This is a genomic window from Enterococcus sp. AZ196 (genome assembly GCF_050498845.1).
In the GTDB taxonomy this organism is placed as follows: Bacteria; Bacillota; Bacilli; order Lactobacillales; family Enterococcaceae; genus Enterococcus_A; species Enterococcus_A murrayae.
On the sequence record NZ_JBIPAM010000002.1, the window covers coordinates 1,502,940 to 1,519,964 of the forward strand.

13 protein-coding genes and 1 riboswitch are annotated in these 17,025 nt (G+C 37.7%); all 13 genes read right to left on the reverse strand.

The window, feature by feature from the left end; translation table 11 throughout:
- Positions 1–62: 62 nt before the first annotated feature.
- The 13 genes from IGI67_RS24930 to IGI67_RS24990 all read right to left on the reverse strand — a co-directional run bounded on the left by IGI67_RS24930 (position 63) and on the right by IGI67_RS24990 (position 17,020).
- On the reverse strand, positions 63–1,334 hold the full coding sequence (locus IGI67_RS24930; protein WP_429959753.1) for an agmatine deiminase family protein: 1,272 nt from the start codon (positions 1,332–1,334) through the stop codon (positions 63–65).
- Positions 1,335–1,361: 27 nt separating this feature from the next.
- A complete protein-coding gene (locus IGI67_RS24935; protein ID WP_207107625.1) occupies positions 1,362–2,474 on the reverse strand; it encodes a hypothetical protein in 1,113 nt (370 codons plus the stop codon).
- 77 nt (positions 2,475–2,551) lie between these two features.
- On the reverse strand, positions 2,552–4,075 hold the full coding sequence (locus IGI67_RS24940) for a YfcC family protein (RefSeq protein ID WP_429959754.1): 1,524 nt from the start codon (positions 4,073–4,075) through the stop codon (positions 2,552–2,554).
- 280 nt (positions 4,076–4,355) lie between these two features.
- Positions 4,356–6,038 carry a helix-turn-helix domain-containing protein gene (locus tag IGI67_RS24945; protein ID WP_207107623.1) on the reverse strand — a complete coding sequence of 561 codons (1,683 nt, stop codon included), beginning with the start codon at positions 6,036–6,038 and terminating at the stop codon, positions 4,356–4,358.
- Positions 6,039–6,478: 440 nt separating this feature from the next.
- A complete protein-coding gene (locus tag IGI67_RS24950; protein WP_429959755.1) occupies positions 6,479–7,429 on the reverse strand; it encodes an alpha/beta hydrolase in 951 nt (316 codons plus the stop codon).
- A 336-nt stretch (positions 7,430–7,765) separates the two neighbouring features.
- A complete protein-coding gene (locus IGI67_RS24955; RefSeq protein WP_429959756.1) occupies positions 7,766–8,710 on the reverse strand; it encodes a M14 family metallopeptidase in 945 nt (314 codons plus the stop codon).
- A complete protein-coding gene (locus IGI67_RS24960) occupies positions 8,682–9,506 on the reverse strand; it encodes an ABC transporter ATP-binding protein (protein WP_429959757.1) in 825 nt (274 codons plus the stop codon). The genes IGI67_RS24955 and IGI67_RS24960 overlap by 29 nt, the downstream gene beginning before the upstream one ends.
- Positions 9,499–10,284 carry an ABC transporter ATP-binding protein gene (locus IGI67_RS24965; protein ID WP_429959758.1) on the reverse strand — a complete coding sequence of 262 codons (786 nt, stop codon included), beginning with the start codon at positions 10,282–10,284 and terminating at the stop codon, positions 9,499–9,501. Before IGI67_RS24965 ends, IGI67_RS24960 begins: the two co-directional genes overlap by 8 nt.
- 13 nt (positions 10,285–10,297) lie before the next feature.
- Positions 10,298–11,857: an ABC transporter substrate-binding protein gene (locus IGI67_RS24970; RefSeq protein WP_429959759.1), complete on the reverse strand. Its 1,560-nt coding sequence runs from the start codon at positions 11,855–11,857 to the stop codon at positions 10,298–10,300.
- A 52-nt stretch (positions 11,858–11,909) separates the two neighbouring features.
- The gene (gene nikC / locus IGI67_RS24975) at positions 11,910–12,734 is read right to left on the reverse strand and encodes a nickel transporter permease (RefSeq protein WP_429959760.1); all 825 of its coding nucleotides are present in this window, start codon (positions 12,732–12,734) and stop codon (positions 11,910–11,912) included.
- A gap of 3 nt (positions 12,735–12,737) precedes the next feature.
- Positions 12,738–13,673 (reverse strand): nickel ABC transporter permease, encoded by a 936-nt coding sequence (nikB, locus tag IGI67_RS24980; RefSeq protein WP_429959761.1) that lies wholly within the window; start codon positions 13,671–13,673, stop codon positions 12,738–12,740.
- A gap of 129 nt (positions 13,674–13,802) precedes the next feature.
- Positions 13,803–13,980: riboswitch (cobalamin riboswitch) on the reverse strand.
- A gap of 182 nt (positions 13,981–14,162) precedes the next feature.
- Positions 14,163–15,413 carry a GNAT family N-acetyltransferase gene (locus IGI67_RS24985; protein ID WP_429959762.1) on the reverse strand — a complete coding sequence of 417 codons (1,251 nt, stop codon included), beginning with the start codon at positions 15,411–15,413 and terminating at the stop codon, positions 14,163–14,165.
- Between the two features lie 302 nt (positions 15,414–15,715).
- Complete coding sequence (locus tag IGI67_RS24990) at positions 15,716–17,020, reverse strand: glycosyltransferase family 2 protein (protein ID WP_207107620.1); 1,305 nt, start codon at positions 17,018–17,020, stop codon at positions 15,716–15,718.
- Positions 17,021–17,025 lie beyond the last annotated feature (5 nt).

Consider the following 17,025-nt stretch of genomic DNA (forward strand, 5'->3'; position numbering starts at 1 on the left):
ACTCCTTAATCATGAATATCTCAACACAGTTGATTCAGTGCTGAGATATTAGCTTTTATCAATTATTTGGCTGAGATTGGTATGTTCTTTGTTGCACAATGAACGCCGCCACCGCGAATGTTTAATGCTGTACTAACGAATGGTACGATTTTCCGATCAGGAAAGGCCTCTTGTAAAACCGCTAATGCTTGTTTATCCAGTTCCTTAATGCTTTCTGGTCGACCTTCCTCCCAATAGGATTGAGCAATTACAATATTGTTTAAGATTAAAAAGTTGCAATAGCTTAAGGCCGGCTGCATAACCATATCTCCGTGAGGCATCGGTGTTCCATCATCCAAATAGTCGCCGCCTTCGCTGTAGCGACAAGTCCAAGTGTCATTAATCCAATCACCTTTCTTTGTATGAACATAAAATGGCTCAGGGATGGGCATTCTCAAAATTTTGAATGGCTGCCCAGCAGCATCTGTAGAATTATTTAGGATTTCATACGCCGCGTCTAGACGTTCTTTCGTGATCCTATGTGAGTTCATTGTTGCTGCTTCCTCTTCTGTAACTTCGGCTAATATAATCGTATTCGTATCAACAAATCGACAGAACTCGTCAATATGCCCATTCGCAGAAGAAGAGCGGTAAACGGGCTCACCATCTACATAGTCCAAAACACCTGAAGTGGTTAGTTCATCATCAAAAACACCTTTTTCAAACCATATAACTTTCTTGACATTGAACAATCGTTTTAACTCTTTTTCCACTTCTTCTGTAGACATATGCGGATTGCGCTTAGTTACCTCCGTATCTCTTAGTGTCATCAGGACACCATTACCATTGAACTCTTTGTCGCCGCCTTCAGTAATCAATGTTGAATTAACAAAATCTCTATACCCCATTTCTAATGCTAAATGAGGAGCAAATCTTGCACAAAGTTGTGAAGTAGTACTGTCAATTGTACTTTGCCCATACATATTGAAGCGTGGATTAGCTAAAATCTTATTTCCTCTATCGTCCACCATCATGTCTGGTCCATAATCTCTTGTCCAATTACTGCCATCAGGATACGTAGTAATTTTTACTTTTTCGATGTCTACTTTTTCTTCAGCAAGAGCTTTTTTACAACTAGTTACCATCTCTTCTTTTGGACAGTTTACATAAACGGTTACATCATTAGCTTGTTCAACAATAATTTTAATTAATTGTGCAAAAGCCTGATGAAGACTGTACCCTTTAACACATTCAGCCATTTCTGGCCAGCCTAGGATTACTGCTTCCTGGGGTTCAAACTCACCCGGAAATCTAAAATCCTTGTAATCTAGTTCTTTATACTCTAAATTATTCATAACTTCCTCCTTGTTTTGGATAAAAAATTATTGAACAGCACGAATAACTGCTTTAATAGTATGCAATCTATTTTCAGCCTCTCTAAAAATATGCGCTGCATTTTCTTCAAAGACCTCGTCCGTTACTTCCATTCCTTTCTTCAGAAACTCTTGTAAATCTTTGTCATCTACCGCAGTAAGCAACCTTTGACCAGAGGCATGATCCATATTATGTGTTGCTGGAAGCATGTGAAGAGCAATACAGTTCGGATTTTCTGTGCGCTCCATAAGCTCACGATTAACTTGATAAGGTCGGAAACGAATAATTCCAGGTAACCATGTTTCAACTGGATCGGTAAAGAACCCCCAATTTTCCGTCGTAATAATGTCGACACCTTTAATTGCATCAATGTTATCGGTTTCAATAAATTTGCAATCTGGGCTATACTTAGCAAATAAATCTTCCACAATTTTGCGCTTTTTAGGATCCATTTTAGTGTTCCAGTTAGGTGATACTTCTCCTTCTGGTACAAATTGATGGAAAAGGTCACGTTGCGCCTGAGTTAAGCCGTCCATTGCTTCCTCTAAATCCATATAAGAAGTGATATAAGTGAAATTCATCCCTAGCATCGCGCAAATCACACCGTAAGAAAAGGAATTAACGGCTCCACCTCTACCAATAAAGCATAATGTCTTTCCTTTGTATCCTTCACGTCCCCATATTTCATCTAAAGTCATCGCATCGGCCAACATTTGTGTAGGATGCTGGTGATCGGTATACCCATTAATAATTGGAATCGTACTGTGCTTTGTCATTTCCAATAAAGTACTATGTTTAGCTCCACGATAACCGATGGTATCATACATGCTGCTAAATACTCTCATCGAATCTTTAATCGTCTCTGTTTCCCCAAAATGTGAATTAGACAGAAATGTCGTCCCCATTCCAAGATCACAGCCAGAGGTCTCGAAAGCACATCGTGTTCGAGTAGAATTCATTTCAAAAAGCATCAATAAGTTTTTTCCGATAAATTCCTGTTGATTTTTTCCTGCATGTTTCTCTTCTTTCAATTGTAATGCTAGATCAAGCAAATAGCGAATCTCCTCAGGAGTAAAATCCTCCAAAGCTAAAAAGTGTCTTCCTTTAATTGATACTGTCATTTTTTCTCCTCCGTTTAACTCATTTTTTAATATGAATGTTCATTGACTTAAATTGATATATTCCTTTAGTTAATTACTTAGGTAACGATGACTAGAAGTAAAACAATCGCTAAACAAACTGCAAAAATCATGGCTAATTGTTTCCAAACACCTCTAACCCAAGACAAATAGTCTATCTTTGCATATTGCGTACAGGTCATAACAATAATCGAGGTTGGCGTAAACATCTTCGCTATCCCTAAAGCAAAATTATAAATAATGATCATAATGAAAGGCTCAACGCCTACAAAACTCCCTAACGGAACCATGACTGCTATAGTCGCTCCAGCAAGTCCAGTTGAACTAGGAAGAAAACAAGCAAACACTAGATAAATGACAAAGGCAAAAATGACGAAAATGATTAATGGTAATGAGCCGATGCTTTTTTCTGTAGCATTCAAAATTGTTGCCGTAATATTTCCTTGCGTCATTAATACTTGTATGCCTCTTGCCATAGGAACCATCAATGCTGTTGAAATTAATGCTCCAGCACCTTTCATAATAATCTTGATTATTTTATCAATTGAAAATCCAGCGACCTTCCCTGAAATAATACTCATAATGAGCATTAAGCCGCATAATTCTACAAAGTACCAATCTCCAAATGCAACGACATCACTGCCGATGATCGTGTTAATAATAGGTGTGGTATTAATCCATTCTGCGATATCTTGAAAAAGTGTGAAATTCTCATTTATAGATGTCCATGGAAATAACGCTAAAACCATGATGACAAAGGTGCTAATGAATACCGCTACTAAGGACTTTTCCTTTCCACTCATTGACTGATCATTGTCAGAATTTTCTGATCCTCCACCAAACTCAAGTAAATCGTCATCGCGCCTAAAAAATTGGATAGAACGCTCTGGATGAGCTTTGACACTTTTCGCATAAAGGCAAATTATAAATGAAACAAAACCGGTTAATACGAAAAAAATCAACAGTCTTTCCATTATCCCACTACCAAATGAGATTCCCGCAATATCTGACGCTATCCCGGTTGAGAAAGGGTTTATCACAGAAGACGCACACCCAATTTGCGTCCCAAAAACAGTGATCATTAATACAGTAATAGAGTCCATTCCAAGTGCTAAAAAAATTGGAAGGAACAATGAGACGTAAACATACCCTTCTTCATAGGAACCTTGGGTTGTTCCTAAAAAAGCCATAATGAATGTTAAGACGGTAATAAGCACATAAGGATGCTTTTCAAATCGCTTTGAAACAGACTTCAAAACTAACCCAATAACTCCTGTTTCATCCATCATTTCTAGAAAACTTCCGAAAAGCATAACGTATAATGAAATGGCGACTGCTCCACTAACTGCACTATTACCGACCATTCCAATAATCGGGGCCACAATAATATCCCACAGCCCTTGTTTATTTGAAGGCAAAGCAGAATAAGTTCCTGCTATTGCGTTGCCTGCTTTGTCCAATTGGTATTCCCCGCCTGGGATTACCCATGTTAAAAGCGTTATAAAGACCATTACAACAAACATGACAACAAAGGAATTGAGTCCCTTCATTTTCTTTTTACTTTTTGTTGTATCGTCAACCATACTACTAGACACTCCCTTCTATAATGTTCTTACTTATTTTCAAGTACTTCTATACATACTCCCCTTCGAAGCTAATTTTGGTTGCGCACTCCTAGCTGTTTTATCAAATGTTCTACAGAACAATAATTATGAACAATTTAAGTTTAGAAGAATCTACTCTAAAAATGAATTAGCTAAATACACAAAAGAAAAGGCTTACAATTGTATGAACAAACAAAGGAGACTTGCCTAGTAAAAATCAAAAAAGACCTTACAATTTATGTAAGGCCTGTTTCAATGACTATTCTATTTTTTCAAAATACCCAAACTGATACAATAGAACTGCCAACCGTATATTCATTAGGCTATCAATTCGATTTGTATCTACATTCAAAATTTTTTCGATTGTTTTTATTCGAGCCCTTAAGGTATTCACATGGATAAACAGAGTTGCACTCGTCTTTACGAAAGACAAGTCATTGGAAAAAAATGTGACCAAGGTTTCATATAATGCCGTTTGCTGCTCCTTATCATACTCTAAAACAGGCTTCAAAAAAGTTCGGTACATTTCATTAGTATAAACACTATTGATTTGACTATTCTGGTCTGTAAAAAGCTTAATTATTCCTAACTCATTGTATAGCAATGTTGATTGGGAATTACTATTATGGACCAAATAATCAACAGCAAATGAGGCTTCATTAAACGCCTGTTTTAACTCCCAATAATGGTGTAGATTGCTGATTCCTATAACAAATCCATCATTCTCAAAATATGTAACCAGTAACTCATAAATTGTATCACCGGTCTTCTTAATAGAATGGATGGAATCATCAATCAAAATGATCCAATGCTCTTTATAAACAAACAGTAGAAGCTCATCATCAGCAAACCCCTTGTGCTTAATATAATCAATAAAGCCTGTTAATAAATCAACATTTTTGCAAATCGTATTGTCTTTGGCATTTTTTATTATTATTAAGTGATAATATTCTTTCAAGTCTTGTTTCAAATTCAAACTGATATGATGGCGTTTCTTTTCATCTCTCTCTTCCATTTCCAATAAATCTTCAAAAACTACCGTCTTAAAATAATAATTGGACTTTCTCAAATCTGAGATAATACTATGCTTCAATGAGTAAATTGACTCCACTGTTTCTATTCGACCTATAATCTGAGGAGATAAATATAAAGTCTCTTCTTTATGCTTAACGATGATATAAAAACATGCACCATATCTTGATAAACGATCAGGAATAACAAAATAATCAGGTGTTTCTGCTTGGCTTTCTCTTGAATAGTGAAACCCGAATATTGGCAATTCATTAAAATTTTCTCCGATTGCTTTTTTTTCGACTAACTCTTTTTTTGTTAATCCAGCTAAGTCCGATTCCCAATCATTATCTTTTGAGTAATCCACTAGCTGAAGATTACGATTCGTGATTGCGATAGTTATTCCAGTTAGACTGTGCACAATATCACATAAACTATTTTGAGAACTACTACTCGATAAATAATTTATAATAGAATTTTGAAACTCTTGATTCTCAACTAAATAATGGGTCTGGTTTTGAATAATCAAGTTCTGTATCGCAACAATCAAATCACTCCAAGATGAAGAATCTGAGACAAAAATAATCGGTAGATTGTTCTTCTTCAATAACTCAAACTGCTCATCTGTCACATATTTTTTGAACTTCTTTTGTGTTATAACACACGATACTTTTTTTAGTAGAATTCGCTGAATAAAAATATTAGTAAAGCAATTTTTCATGAATCTACTAATAAAAACAACATCTCCTTCATGCAACCAAGGAACAATATCTTCTACATCCATAACAGTTGCACTTTTGATTATATTATCCAAGCTTAATTCATCTGCATATACCTCACTTGCTTCAAGTTTTTTAGACTTGACCAAGTCCTTAACCGTAACATCTCTAAACTCATAATTGAACACATATTGCATTGGATTATCTAACAATTGGAACACCACCTTTTGTATAAGGATACAACTCGAGAGAGCTCTGTCAATAGAAAATTATCTACCATCCTAATATTGAGAGAAAAACTGAAAACTTTTAAATACTTAGTTTTTAAAGCACAGCCAGTTCTATTTATAAAAAGAGAAAGCATCTGTTCAGGATCATCGAGCTATTATTTATACAAACCATTCCTTTTATCTTCGCAAATGCAAAAAAGGCAATACCAAAACACCACTCAAAGTATCTTGGTATTGCCTAAATTTATTTATCACCCATCAGTCCAGCTATAGGAGAACTTTTCTTCCACCAGTTAAGACTGAATAGAGCCTCACTTTTCATAATATCGCACTGAACAATCAATTCGCTTCATACACAAGCCTTCACTATTTGATGCTCTAGAACTGGCAAGGCTTCTACAAGTAAAAATCTAATTTCAAGCTTATTTATTCCGTTCCTTAATCCACTCCGTTGATAGGGTCATCGCGGCACGAGCAGCGTTTGTTTGATCGAGTGAGTTGACCATGACGAAATCATGGATCATCCCTTGGAAACGAACTTGAGTTACTTCAACCCCCGCTTCACGAAGCTTGCGTGCATAGGCCTCGCCTTCATCGCGTAGGACATCAGCTTCGCCGTTTAAAATCATGGCTGCTGGCAGTCCTTTTAACTCTTCGATAGAAGCCCTTAATGGTGAGGCTGTGATTTCCTTACGCTGATTTTCATCTGTCGTGTATTGATCCCAGAACCATTGCATCCCTTCTTTGGTCAAGAAATAATCCTCTTGAAATTCATTGTAGGAATCTGTATCAAAATTCGCATCCGTTACTGGATAATAAAGAACCTGCTGCTTGATTGGAATACCGCCGCGCTGCTTTGTCAGGATCGTCATTACGATAGACATATTCCCGCCGACCGAGTCGCCTGCCACTGTTAAGTGATCCACATCAAAATTTTTCTGTTTGGCAAGCTCTGGCAGCTGCTGCAATATCGCATAGTTTTGCTCAATAGCTGTTGGATATTTTGCCTCTGGAGAGCGGCTGTATTCAGGAAATACGACAACAGAATTTGTTCGTACTGCGAGTTCTCGTACTAGCTTATCATGAGTTTTCGCGCTGCCGAATACCCAGCCAGCACCATGTATATAGAAGATCAGCGGCAATTTTTCCGTCGTGCCTTCTGGTCGAATGAAACGGACATTGATCTCGCCCCATTTGCCGGTATTCAATGTTTCGTCTTCAATCGTAACGGGCTGTTTTTCTACTGGTGATTCTTGAACTTCTTCTAATAATGCACGCCCTTCCTCGGGTGGCAACTCATAAATTCGCGGGTGAGGTGCATTTGCTTCACTAAATTCTATTGCGGCTTGTTCAAGTGAGATTCTTTTTGTCATCAAAATACCTCCTAATGGATTGCATATATTCAACTGCTATCTGCTTTTTGTTTCAGTACATCCATACACCTGGTAATTTCGTTTTATTCAATTAGCGGGAGCTCCTCCACTGGCTATAGAATAAAAAAATGACTTCTATTTGTCAAAAGACTGAACTGTGACCTCCGACACAATTAGCGCCTCGATCAAGAACAATTCTCGCCCTCCCTTTGTTCACGGCTTCACCTTTTTTCGGTGGTTGAAAATTTTTAATAATTGTTCCAGCGAGCTATTCTATGTTCTTTAAAATGAGCATCTAGGTGTATCTATATTAAGTTGAATAAATGTAATCATCAGTCAATGTCCATAGGCAATTAAATGCTCCCCTTGATTTATTGCCAAGCTGCCTACCTGATACAAGATTTTCCCTTCTTGTTCTGCAAAACACTCATATAAAACCGTTCCAAAGAAATCTTCTATACTTCCCAAAAACTGATCCTTTTTAACCACCATGCCTACACTAAGAGCAGGGTGCCAAAGACCTGAGACCGGACTGTAGGAGTAATGGACGCTTCGGATTAGTGGTAATTCCTCTTTGTCCGATGTTCGTTTTTCGATCATCTCTAAAAAAGCCATAATCTGATATGCATCGTCAATAAAGCCATCAATTGCTTCAGGCAAGCATTCTCCAAAACCACCACGTTCGATTAATAATGCAGGCAACCCAATCGAACACGCATAAGTGCAGCTACCAATCCGGCTGTGAGAAACTACTCCAAATGGCAGTTTCAGATGATTCGCTCCCCGATAAGCAGTTTGAACTACAGAGTTTGCCCCGAAACTTGGAATAAAAACAAATTGCTCAAGACTCTCTGGCAAATCACCACTATGAAAATCTAAGTAAAAGTCAGCAAGCGGAAAAATTTCTTTTTCTAAAGCATAAGTAATTTTTTCAGTCTCTGATCCTCGAGCCTTTCCGGGAAAACAGCGATTTATATTCTTTCCATCCATTGGATTAATAAAAGCTGTTCTTGCAAAGAAAGCTCTTTGATTAACACATGGTAAAATGATTATCGCTCCCGCAAAATCTTCTGGTTGTATTTCTTTGAGCAACCTTCTAGCTGCCTCAATGCCTGGATATTCAGAACCATGTATACCTGCCGTAATCAATAAAGTAGAACCAGAAAATCTTCCCTTAATAATCGTTATTGGGATAGTTAATTCCGTTCCCGTGATTTGCCAGAAAAAGTTATTGGTTGTTCCTGAATTTTGCTCATGGAGTATACTCTTTATTTTGTTCATTCTTTATCAGTTGCTCCTTAACTTTTTTTAGAGAGTAGACAGATGTTAGCAAGCTTTGCGTATATGAAACCTTTGATTTAATCATATCTTGAGCTTGAAATAATCGATCAACAATAACACCGTTTTTCATCACTAGAAGCTCATCAGTGAGCGAGTGAACTAATGCGAGATCATGACTGATAAACAACATTGCCATTTGAGTCTGTTGTTGCAGCTTGATCAATAAATCAATAATCGATTTTTGAACAGAAGCATCCAAGGCCGATGTCGCTTCATCACAAATCAATAATTCAGGTTCTAAAGCCAATGCGCGAGCAATACTTACTCTCTGACACTGACCACCACTTAACTGACGAGGATATCGATTTAGATAATCTTCTGAAAGATCGACCATCTGCAGCAACTCAATCGCTTTCGCGTATTTATTCTTTTTATCCAGCCTCTTGTAATTTATCAATGGTTCTACCACCGTATCAATAACCTTCATTTTAGGGTTAAGAGAAGCTTGCGGATCTTGAAATACAATTTGTATATTCGGACGAAGTTGATGAATTTCATGTTTCTTCAGCATAAGAAGATTTTTATCGTGATAAAAAATACTCCCTTTTGTAGGCTTCTCTATCAGCATTAGCATATTTGCCAATGTCGATTTTCCTGAACCGCTTTCTCCAACGACTCCAAGCGTCTGCCCCTTTTTTATTGAAAGTGAGAGTTCATTGCAGGCTGTGAGCTTTTTTCCATTTGATAAAATATATTCCTTAGTCAGCTCTTGAATAGTTAAAAGTGTTTCAGACATAGGCCTCCCTTTCCAGCTCAGGAACAGCAGCTAATAATTTTTTTGTGTAGATACTTTTCGGATGTTCTAATACATCTAGTACCGCTCCACTGTCAACAATCCTGCCTTTTTCCATCACAATCAGCTTATCAGCCATGTATGCTCCCAACGCCAAATTATGAGTGACCAGTACTATCGCAGTATTAAAATTTTTTCGAACACGCAGTAATTCTTCCACTACCTGTTTTTGTATAACAACATCAAGCGCGCTAGTCGGCTCATCTGCCAACAATACTTCTGGAGTGAATGTCAGTGCAATTGCGATACTCACTCTCTGAGTCATTCCTCCGCTAAGCTGGTGTGGAAAACTGTTCAAAATATTTTCAGCATTATGAAGATCCATTTTTTTTAGCATCGCTTTTGCTCTTTCTCTTGCTTGGGAGGTATTCATCGGTTCATGCTGAATAATATATTCTTCATATTGTTTGCCAATTTTCCGAACCGGATTCAATGAACCATTGCTATCTTGAAAAATCATTGAAAGCTTCGTTCCGCGTATATTTTGCCATTCAGATAAGCTTTGGTCTAAAAGAGCGCGTTCCTCAAACATAATCTCTCCTTTTATTTGAACACTTTTTGACAAGGCTCCCAAAACGGCTTTCAAAATACTCGATTTCCCGCTTCCGCTTTCTCCAACGATACAAACAATCTCCCCTTTGGCAACTTCTAAATTAAAATTTTCTACGCTTGTTTGCGAGTTTCCTTCATAACAGATCGATAAATTCTCAATTTTCAGCATCGCTTCTCACTCTCTATTGAAATGCAATCTCCTTCGTCAGCCAGTAATAGTCCATCGGATACAATTCTGCTCCTTTTACCTTATTTGAATAGAATAAATACGTGATTTCATACCCAAAGAAGATGGTTGCGGCATCATCCATTATTAATTGTTGTATTTCGATAACTAAGTTGCGGCGCTTATTTTCGTCAAATGTGACGGCCAACTCATCAATCAATGCATCCACTTTTTCATTTTTGTAGTTTGCTTGATTAGATGGAGACTTACTGTGCCAATTCTCTCTAAGATAATTTTCTGGGTCTCCTGTATTTGCAACCAATACATTCCAAATCAATAGATCAAAGCTGGCAGAATCCCGCATATCTAACAAAGTCTCATAGCTAACCGTATTCAAGGTTACTTTGATACCAATATTTTTCAAATCTGCTTGAGCTGCTTGAGCGTATACATTCAATTCTTCACGGCTCGTATAAATAACAAATTCTAAATCTAATGGTTTACCATCAGGCATTTCCACATACCCATCACCATCCTTATCCTGATAGCCAGCTTCAGCTAAGAGTTTTTTTGCCGCTTCAGGATCATAGGCATTTTCATCTTTTAATTCATCAAAACCGAAATCTAACGTTGCAGGAATCGGAGCTTTTCCTGGAGTTGCTCCGCCTCTTAACAGCTTTTTCGCATAGGCTTCACGATTTAAGCCGCGAATCAATGCTTGACGCAGTTTCAGATCCTTTAATGGTCCTTTTTGATTCATAAAGGAATATGTCGACCGTAAAGAGTCTAACTCCAGCATTTTTATCGTTTTATTGTTTTTGAACTCTTCCATATTTTCTGTTTTCAGGTTATAGGCTACTTGAATTTCACCATTTTGCAAAGCCATTGACCGAGTGGCTTGATCATCAATACATTTCATCGTGACCTCAGCCAATGGAACTTCCCCGTCCCAATAATAGTCGTTTTTTACTAGCTTACATTCTTCTGTGGGATCAAAGCGTTCAACGGCGTACGGGCCTGTACAAATAGGACCATCTTTCGCAAAGGAATCTGTATTTACTGTTGTATCAACGATTAAAAATAATGGATCCGCTAAGCTTCCCGGAACTACTGCGGAGGGCTTTTTCGTTTTGATAAGAATATTCTCTTCATCCACGTGAATCGAATCTAGTTCAAAAAATGTCGAAGATCGATCATTTAACTCAAAGGAACGCTCCAAAGATTTTTTGACAAGCTCTGGTGTCAAATCAGTCCCATTGGAGAACTTTACTCCTTTTCGAATGTTGAAGTTCCAGGTCAATTGATCTTCGCTTACAGACCACTTCTCTGCTAGACTTGGCTCAAGCTTCCCTTCCTTATTAAATCGGACTAGATTCTCTCCAACCCCATATCGAGAAATTACCCAGCCAAAATATTGCTCTGTAGGTTCTAACGTATCCGCAAAACTAGTAACACCAAATGTCATTGCGGTTCCTTTCTTACTTTCCGCCTCTTTTTCCTTTCCACAGCCTGCCAATCCGCTGATTAATAGAATCATCAGCATCAGCTTAATTCCGTGATTCAACCATTTCTTCATCTATTTCATCTCCTCTTGTCTGCAAAAAAGCGGCCTCAAATTCTTGTCCTCTCTAATGAGGGGGTTCCATCAAATCACTGATACTATCTCCTAAAAGGTTAAAAGTAATCACTACAATCGCTATCGCTAATCCTGGATAGATCATCAACCAAGGAGCGGTTGCTAGATAAGTCCTTCCTTCATTCAGCATTAGTCCCCATTCTGGTGTGGGAGCTTGTGCCCCAAATCCCAGAAATGACAACGAGGCAATCTCCAGCATTAAAGTTCCTATATCTGTCATTGCAGTTATCAGCATCGTCGAGAAAATATTAGGAAATACATAGTGAGTCATCAAACGACGGTTCCTGACTCCTGTCACCAAAGCAGCGGTCATATAGACATTTTTTTTGAGTCGTAAAACTAAGCTTCTAGAAAGTCTTGCATATTTCGTCCAACTGACAGCAGTAATAGCAATCACGGCATTGGTTAAATTTGGACCTAACACTCCCGCAATAGCAATGGCCAAGACGAGTCCGGGAAAGGAAATCATCATATCTGCTAATCGCATAATGATAGGATCGATCCAGCCACCAAAAAAACCGGCAATCATGCCTAATAATGTTCCTACCACAAAAATGATTCCTACCATAATCATTGTGGAGCCTAGCGACGCTCGCGTCCCGAAAATCACCCTTGACAATAGATCCCTTCCCAGCTTATCTGTCCCCAATTTATTGATTTCATTTGGTGCTATCAAAGATTTATCCATATCCGCATCTAGTGGATCAAAAGGAGCAAATTTTTCAGCGAATAACGCCACTAAAATTATCATTGATAGTAAAATCAATGATATAGCCAACTGCTTATTCCTTTTAAGAAGGTTCCAAAAACTTTTCATATCTTATTTCTCCTTTAAGCGTGGATCTATCATTGGATACAACATATCTATAAGAAGGTTGATCAACATATAGAATAAAGAGATCATTAAAACGTACCCTTGGATCAATGGAAAATCTCGACAAGCGATTGCTTGTACCGCCATATTTCCTAATCCGGGCCAGTTGTAAATAATTTCCACCACCGCTGTTCCTCCCAACAAACTGCCAAAGGACAAACCCAGTATCGTGATTAACGGCAGCAATACATTAGGTAAAACATGACGAAAGAGAATTTTTTTCTCGGAAACCCCACGCATTCTTGCTCCTATCACATATTCCTTATTCAATTCCTCCAATACACTGACTCGAACCTGACGAGTATACTTAGCAGACATAGCTAAAGCCAAGGTCACTGCCGGTAAGATTATTGACCGGGCATCCGCACTCCCTCCAGATACCGTCACCCAACCAAGGTTGACTCCGAAGATTCTTAACAAAATAAGGCCAATCCAAAAGCTTGGCACTGAGATGCCGATAAACGAAAAAAGGCGAATCAAATAGTCCAACCATTTATTGTGATAAATTGCTGATAAAAAGCCAAAAGGTATAGAAACAACGACCATGATAAATAGCGACACTATCGCCAAGGCAATCGTGGGGATTAAACAAGCAATCAGCTTTTGAAAAACCGGCACTTTGAATGAATAGCTCATTCCCATATCCCCAGTAATTACTCCCTTTAACCAGCTGCCGTACTGCACGAATAATGGCTGATCCAATCCAAGATCTTTTCTTGCTTGAGCTAGTAGTTCTGGAGTAGGAATATTTCCACATTCTGTCAACATGATTTCAGCAGGATCACCTGGTGAAAAATGAACCAAAGAAAATGTCAAAAAGCTGATTCCAAATAAAACGATCAATAATTGGATGATCCGATGCTCAATCCTTTGAATCCTCATTGTCTTCTCCTTCTATCTATCTGAGAAATGCCAAATAGCCCTAATTCCAATGAATTAGGGCTTTATACAACAAAAAAGGCACAATTTTCCTCTGCTCATCTGAAGTATAAAAGAATTTCCCAATCCATTCTCTTACTCGCTCTCAACAAAGGTATCCTGACTTCGCTTCATCCTACTCTCAAGCCTTCCCTTAAAGTGGCTTTCTTTGATTTCGTCTGCGTATACAGTAGAAAGGGGCTGTTGAGGATTTTCACCTCATTCCCTTTGTTGAATGCGTTTTCTAAAATTATAGAGTACTGAAAACCAGAATCATATGGTTTCTAAAATGAAGAACCAAAATTTCATATTTATTAATAATAAAAAGCAATATATTGATATTTTTATCACAAAACCCTTACTAGTTGAGTAAAAAAAAGAATTGAGCCCTTTCCTATGCTGCGATCTCTCACACCTCGTTTATCGACTCAATTCATGTTATTATTCAGTTCGTTAATAATCACTCCAGCAAACTGGTCCTCGTTCTACAGAAAAAGCATCATCTAGGCTTTTTATTCTATTCGGATCAGAGCACTCTAGTCGTCCCGCAGCGTAAATTTTTCCAAATGTCGTCGCTCCAACAAAAATTGAACTGAAATCTGACAGCGTTAGCGCAACACTTAAATCAAAAGGTTCCTTCGTTCGTTTTATTTCTATATCGCCTTCTTTTATCACGATGTTATACACCTGTTCACTAGAACCTTCTTGTAGTGTCAATGTGAAGCAAACACTCTGGTTGTTATACCTTCTGTGCGTTACATGCTTCAGCATAAGAGGCAGGTCAATTATTTTATACATGTTCCCGATATATTGCGTATTTGTTTCAAAATAGCCATACTCCGTAGCATTTTCTGAGCAGCTTAAGGGATTAGAGAACAAATAGTGAAAATCTTCTTCATAGGTTTTTATCTCAATCGTTTGTGCTTGATCGCTTTGGTTTGCAAAGAAGCCGATTAATTTAGACAGTACTTCCCGGTTTGTATAAACCAATTCCCTCACTAAAATTTGAATTTTAGTATAATTGTCGGCATCGGTACTCTTGAACTTGAAAATGGCGTACCCATCCGTCTCACCTTGTTGATCAACACTTTTAATAAACAGATTTTCTGGATCCGCAAAATTATTCTCCCATTCATAAGCCATCTTTTCCGCCATTCCATGTGTTTGATGCAGCATTTCTGAATGCGCTTTTTTTAATTTAGATATCTCTTTCTTTGTGGCAAAATCACATGTATTTTCACCTGCATATTTAGGCAAGACACTGGTCGGTACAATATATCTATTCATTTTAGTACCATAGCCATAGCCTTTGTTGTAATAAAAAGGAGGCGAAAAAGGGAGTAAAGTAACTAAAGGAATTTTTTGATCCAAGAAATACTCTTCACAAAAATCGATCATTTCGCGGGCAATCCCCTGTCTTTTATACATTAAATGAACAGCTAACGATCCTAAGCCGCCTACTTGAATAGTCTTATTCAGAAAATTCATTTTAAAGGTCAGCAGCCGCATTTGAGCAATTAATTTCTTTCCCTCAAACATCCCCCAAAATTGAATATCTGGATCGTGCTTTCTCATAAAAAGCATTTCACGAATAAAGTCTTTCTTCCCTTCATCAGAAAAGTCCTTATAACTAGGGTAAGAATGAAAAGCTATCTCACAATATTGATCCATTTCAACGATTTTTATCTCTCTAATTTCTCTCATTTTTTATCACTCCTCCATTTCCCACCGAAAAAGTAAGGGCTTACATTTTCTGTTTAATTAAACTATACAAAAAGATTGTATCAATTAGCAACCAAATTGGCATACAAACTATTCCTTTTCCTGCTAATAAAAGAATAGGAATCTTCTCACTTATCTATGATAAGCGAGAAGCTTCCTGTTTGTAGTCCTATACAGTTCATTTCTAATTTATTGTTGTCAGAAAGAAAAACGTCAAAAAAACAATCATACTTGAGAGAAACAAAGCATTCACTAATTTTTTATTTTTCATTTATCAAAGGCTCCTATCTATCAAAAGTAGCATTGTGAACAGTTTTCTTCCAGTTATTTTGCGGTTTAAACCAGGTGAAAAAGCCGATCACTTGGGCAATCATATAGGTCAAAGAGTTCCAGACAAAACCAATTGTTAAGCGCACATAAAATAATAGCTTAGCAATAACCCCTTCCTTTTTATCGAAATACGGGGCTGCTTCTTGTGAAAAATAGACTATTGGAATAACAAAAAAGTTCAGACATTCGATGGATAACCAAAACATAAGTAACGAAAAGGTATGCGGAAGATAGTTAGCTAGTCGATGATCTATCAGCATTAGCAATAGAATACACAAATAAGCAATTGGTCTGACCATTGAATAGGAATAGAATAATGTTTCCACTTTACTAAGGAATTCCTGCAGTGATTTTGCTTTAAACAATGTCGTAATTTGTTTCATTGTAGTAGTAATAGCAACAAACCAATGTCCTTGCGCCCAGCGCGTGCGCTGATTATGACTGGCAATAAAAGAGTTCGGTTTTTCATCATGCACGACTGCGAAATGGTTCCAGCCACTCTTCTTTCCTGCCATCGAAAGCTCGACCTGAAGCTCAAAGTCTTCAGTGTAGCTTCTAGGATTCCAGCCTCGCTCTGCTAGATAGACTGTATCCAGCACGAAGCCAGTTCCTCCAATCGCCGCATTCCAACCTAGACGGTAATTCGCATATTGAACTGCTCGATTCGTAATAAAATAGACCGCTGCATAGCCTGTAGCTGTTATGGATGTGGAGACATTCTTCATCCCTAAATATCCTTGGACAGCGGTAAATTCTGGATGTGCAATCAGCTGAGCATTCATTTCTCTCAAATAATTCGATTCCACAATATTGTCGGCATCGATAAAGGCAACATAATCGTAGCTTTTCCAATGATCAGTAGCAATATATTTGGCAATCGCATGGGGTTTCCCTCTGGGTTCATCCGGCAGCGAAGTATTTTCAAAGGCAACAACGTTTTCTTGATTAAAGCTTTGGATGATGTCTAGCGTATTATCCGTGCAATTATCGGCAATAACAACAATATCATATAAATCCTTACGATAATTTTGGTTCAATAAGCTTTCGATCGTGGCTTCAATAACCTCTTCTTCATTATGAGCAGGAACAACAAAAACGAATTTTTTCTTATCTGCAACAAGCTTGTACTCTCTTTTGGGTTTAATTAACCCAAAAAGAGAGAGACAAGTAAAGTAAATTAAATTGGCAAAAACAATCACTACTAAAACGAAACAGATCCATTTCGCAATGATAAACAGCATGGGTGGTAATGTAAACATTCTTT

Bases quoted from the DNA above. Each gene is read 5' to 3' on its own strand.
- IGI67_RS24930 (WP_429959753.1), bottom strand. From the start codon at position 1,334: ATGAATAATTTAGAGTATAAAGAACTAGATTACAAGGATTTTAGATTT.
- IGI67_RS24950 (WP_429959755.1), bottom strand. From the start codon at position 7,429: ATGACAAAAAGAATCTCACTTGAACAAGCCGCAATAGAATTTAGTGAA.
- IGI67_RS24955 (WP_429959756.1), bottom strand. From the start codon at position 8,710: ATGAACAAAATAAAGAGTATACTCCATGAGCAAAATTCAGGAACAACC.
- IGI67_RS24935 (WP_207107625.1), bottom strand. From the start codon at position 2,474: ATGACAGTATCAATTAAAGGAAGACACTTTTTAGCTTTGGAGGATTTT.
- IGI67_RS24985 (WP_429959762.1), bottom strand. From the start codon at position 15,413: ATGAGAGAAATTAGAGAGATAAAAATCGTTGAAATGGATCAATATTGT.
- nikC (WP_429959760.1), bottom strand. From the start codon at position 12,734: ATGAAAAGTTTTTGGAACCTTCTTAAAAGGAATAAGCAGTTGGCTATA.
- IGI67_RS24960 (WP_429959757.1), bottom strand. From the start codon at position 9,506: ATGTCTGAAACACTTTTAACTATTCAAGAGCTGACTAAGGAATATATT.
- IGI67_RS24990 (WP_207107620.1), bottom strand. From the start codon at position 17,020: ATGTTTACATTACCACCCATGCTGTTTATCATTGCGAAATGGATCTGT.
- IGI67_RS24970 (WP_429959759.1), bottom strand. From the start codon at position 11,857: ATGAAGAAATGGTTGAATCACGGAATTAAGCTGATGCTGATGATTCTA.
- IGI67_RS24940 (WP_429959754.1), bottom strand. From the start codon at position 4,075: ATGGTTGACGATACAACAAAAAGTAAAAAGAAAATGAAGGGACTCAAT.
- IGI67_RS24965 (WP_429959758.1), bottom strand. From the start codon at position 10,284: ATGCTGAAAATTGAGAATTTATCGATCTGTTATGAAGGAAACTCGCAA.
- nikB (WP_429959761.1), bottom strand. From the start codon at position 13,673: ATGAGGATTCAAAGGATTGAGCATCGGATCATCCAATTATTGATCGTT.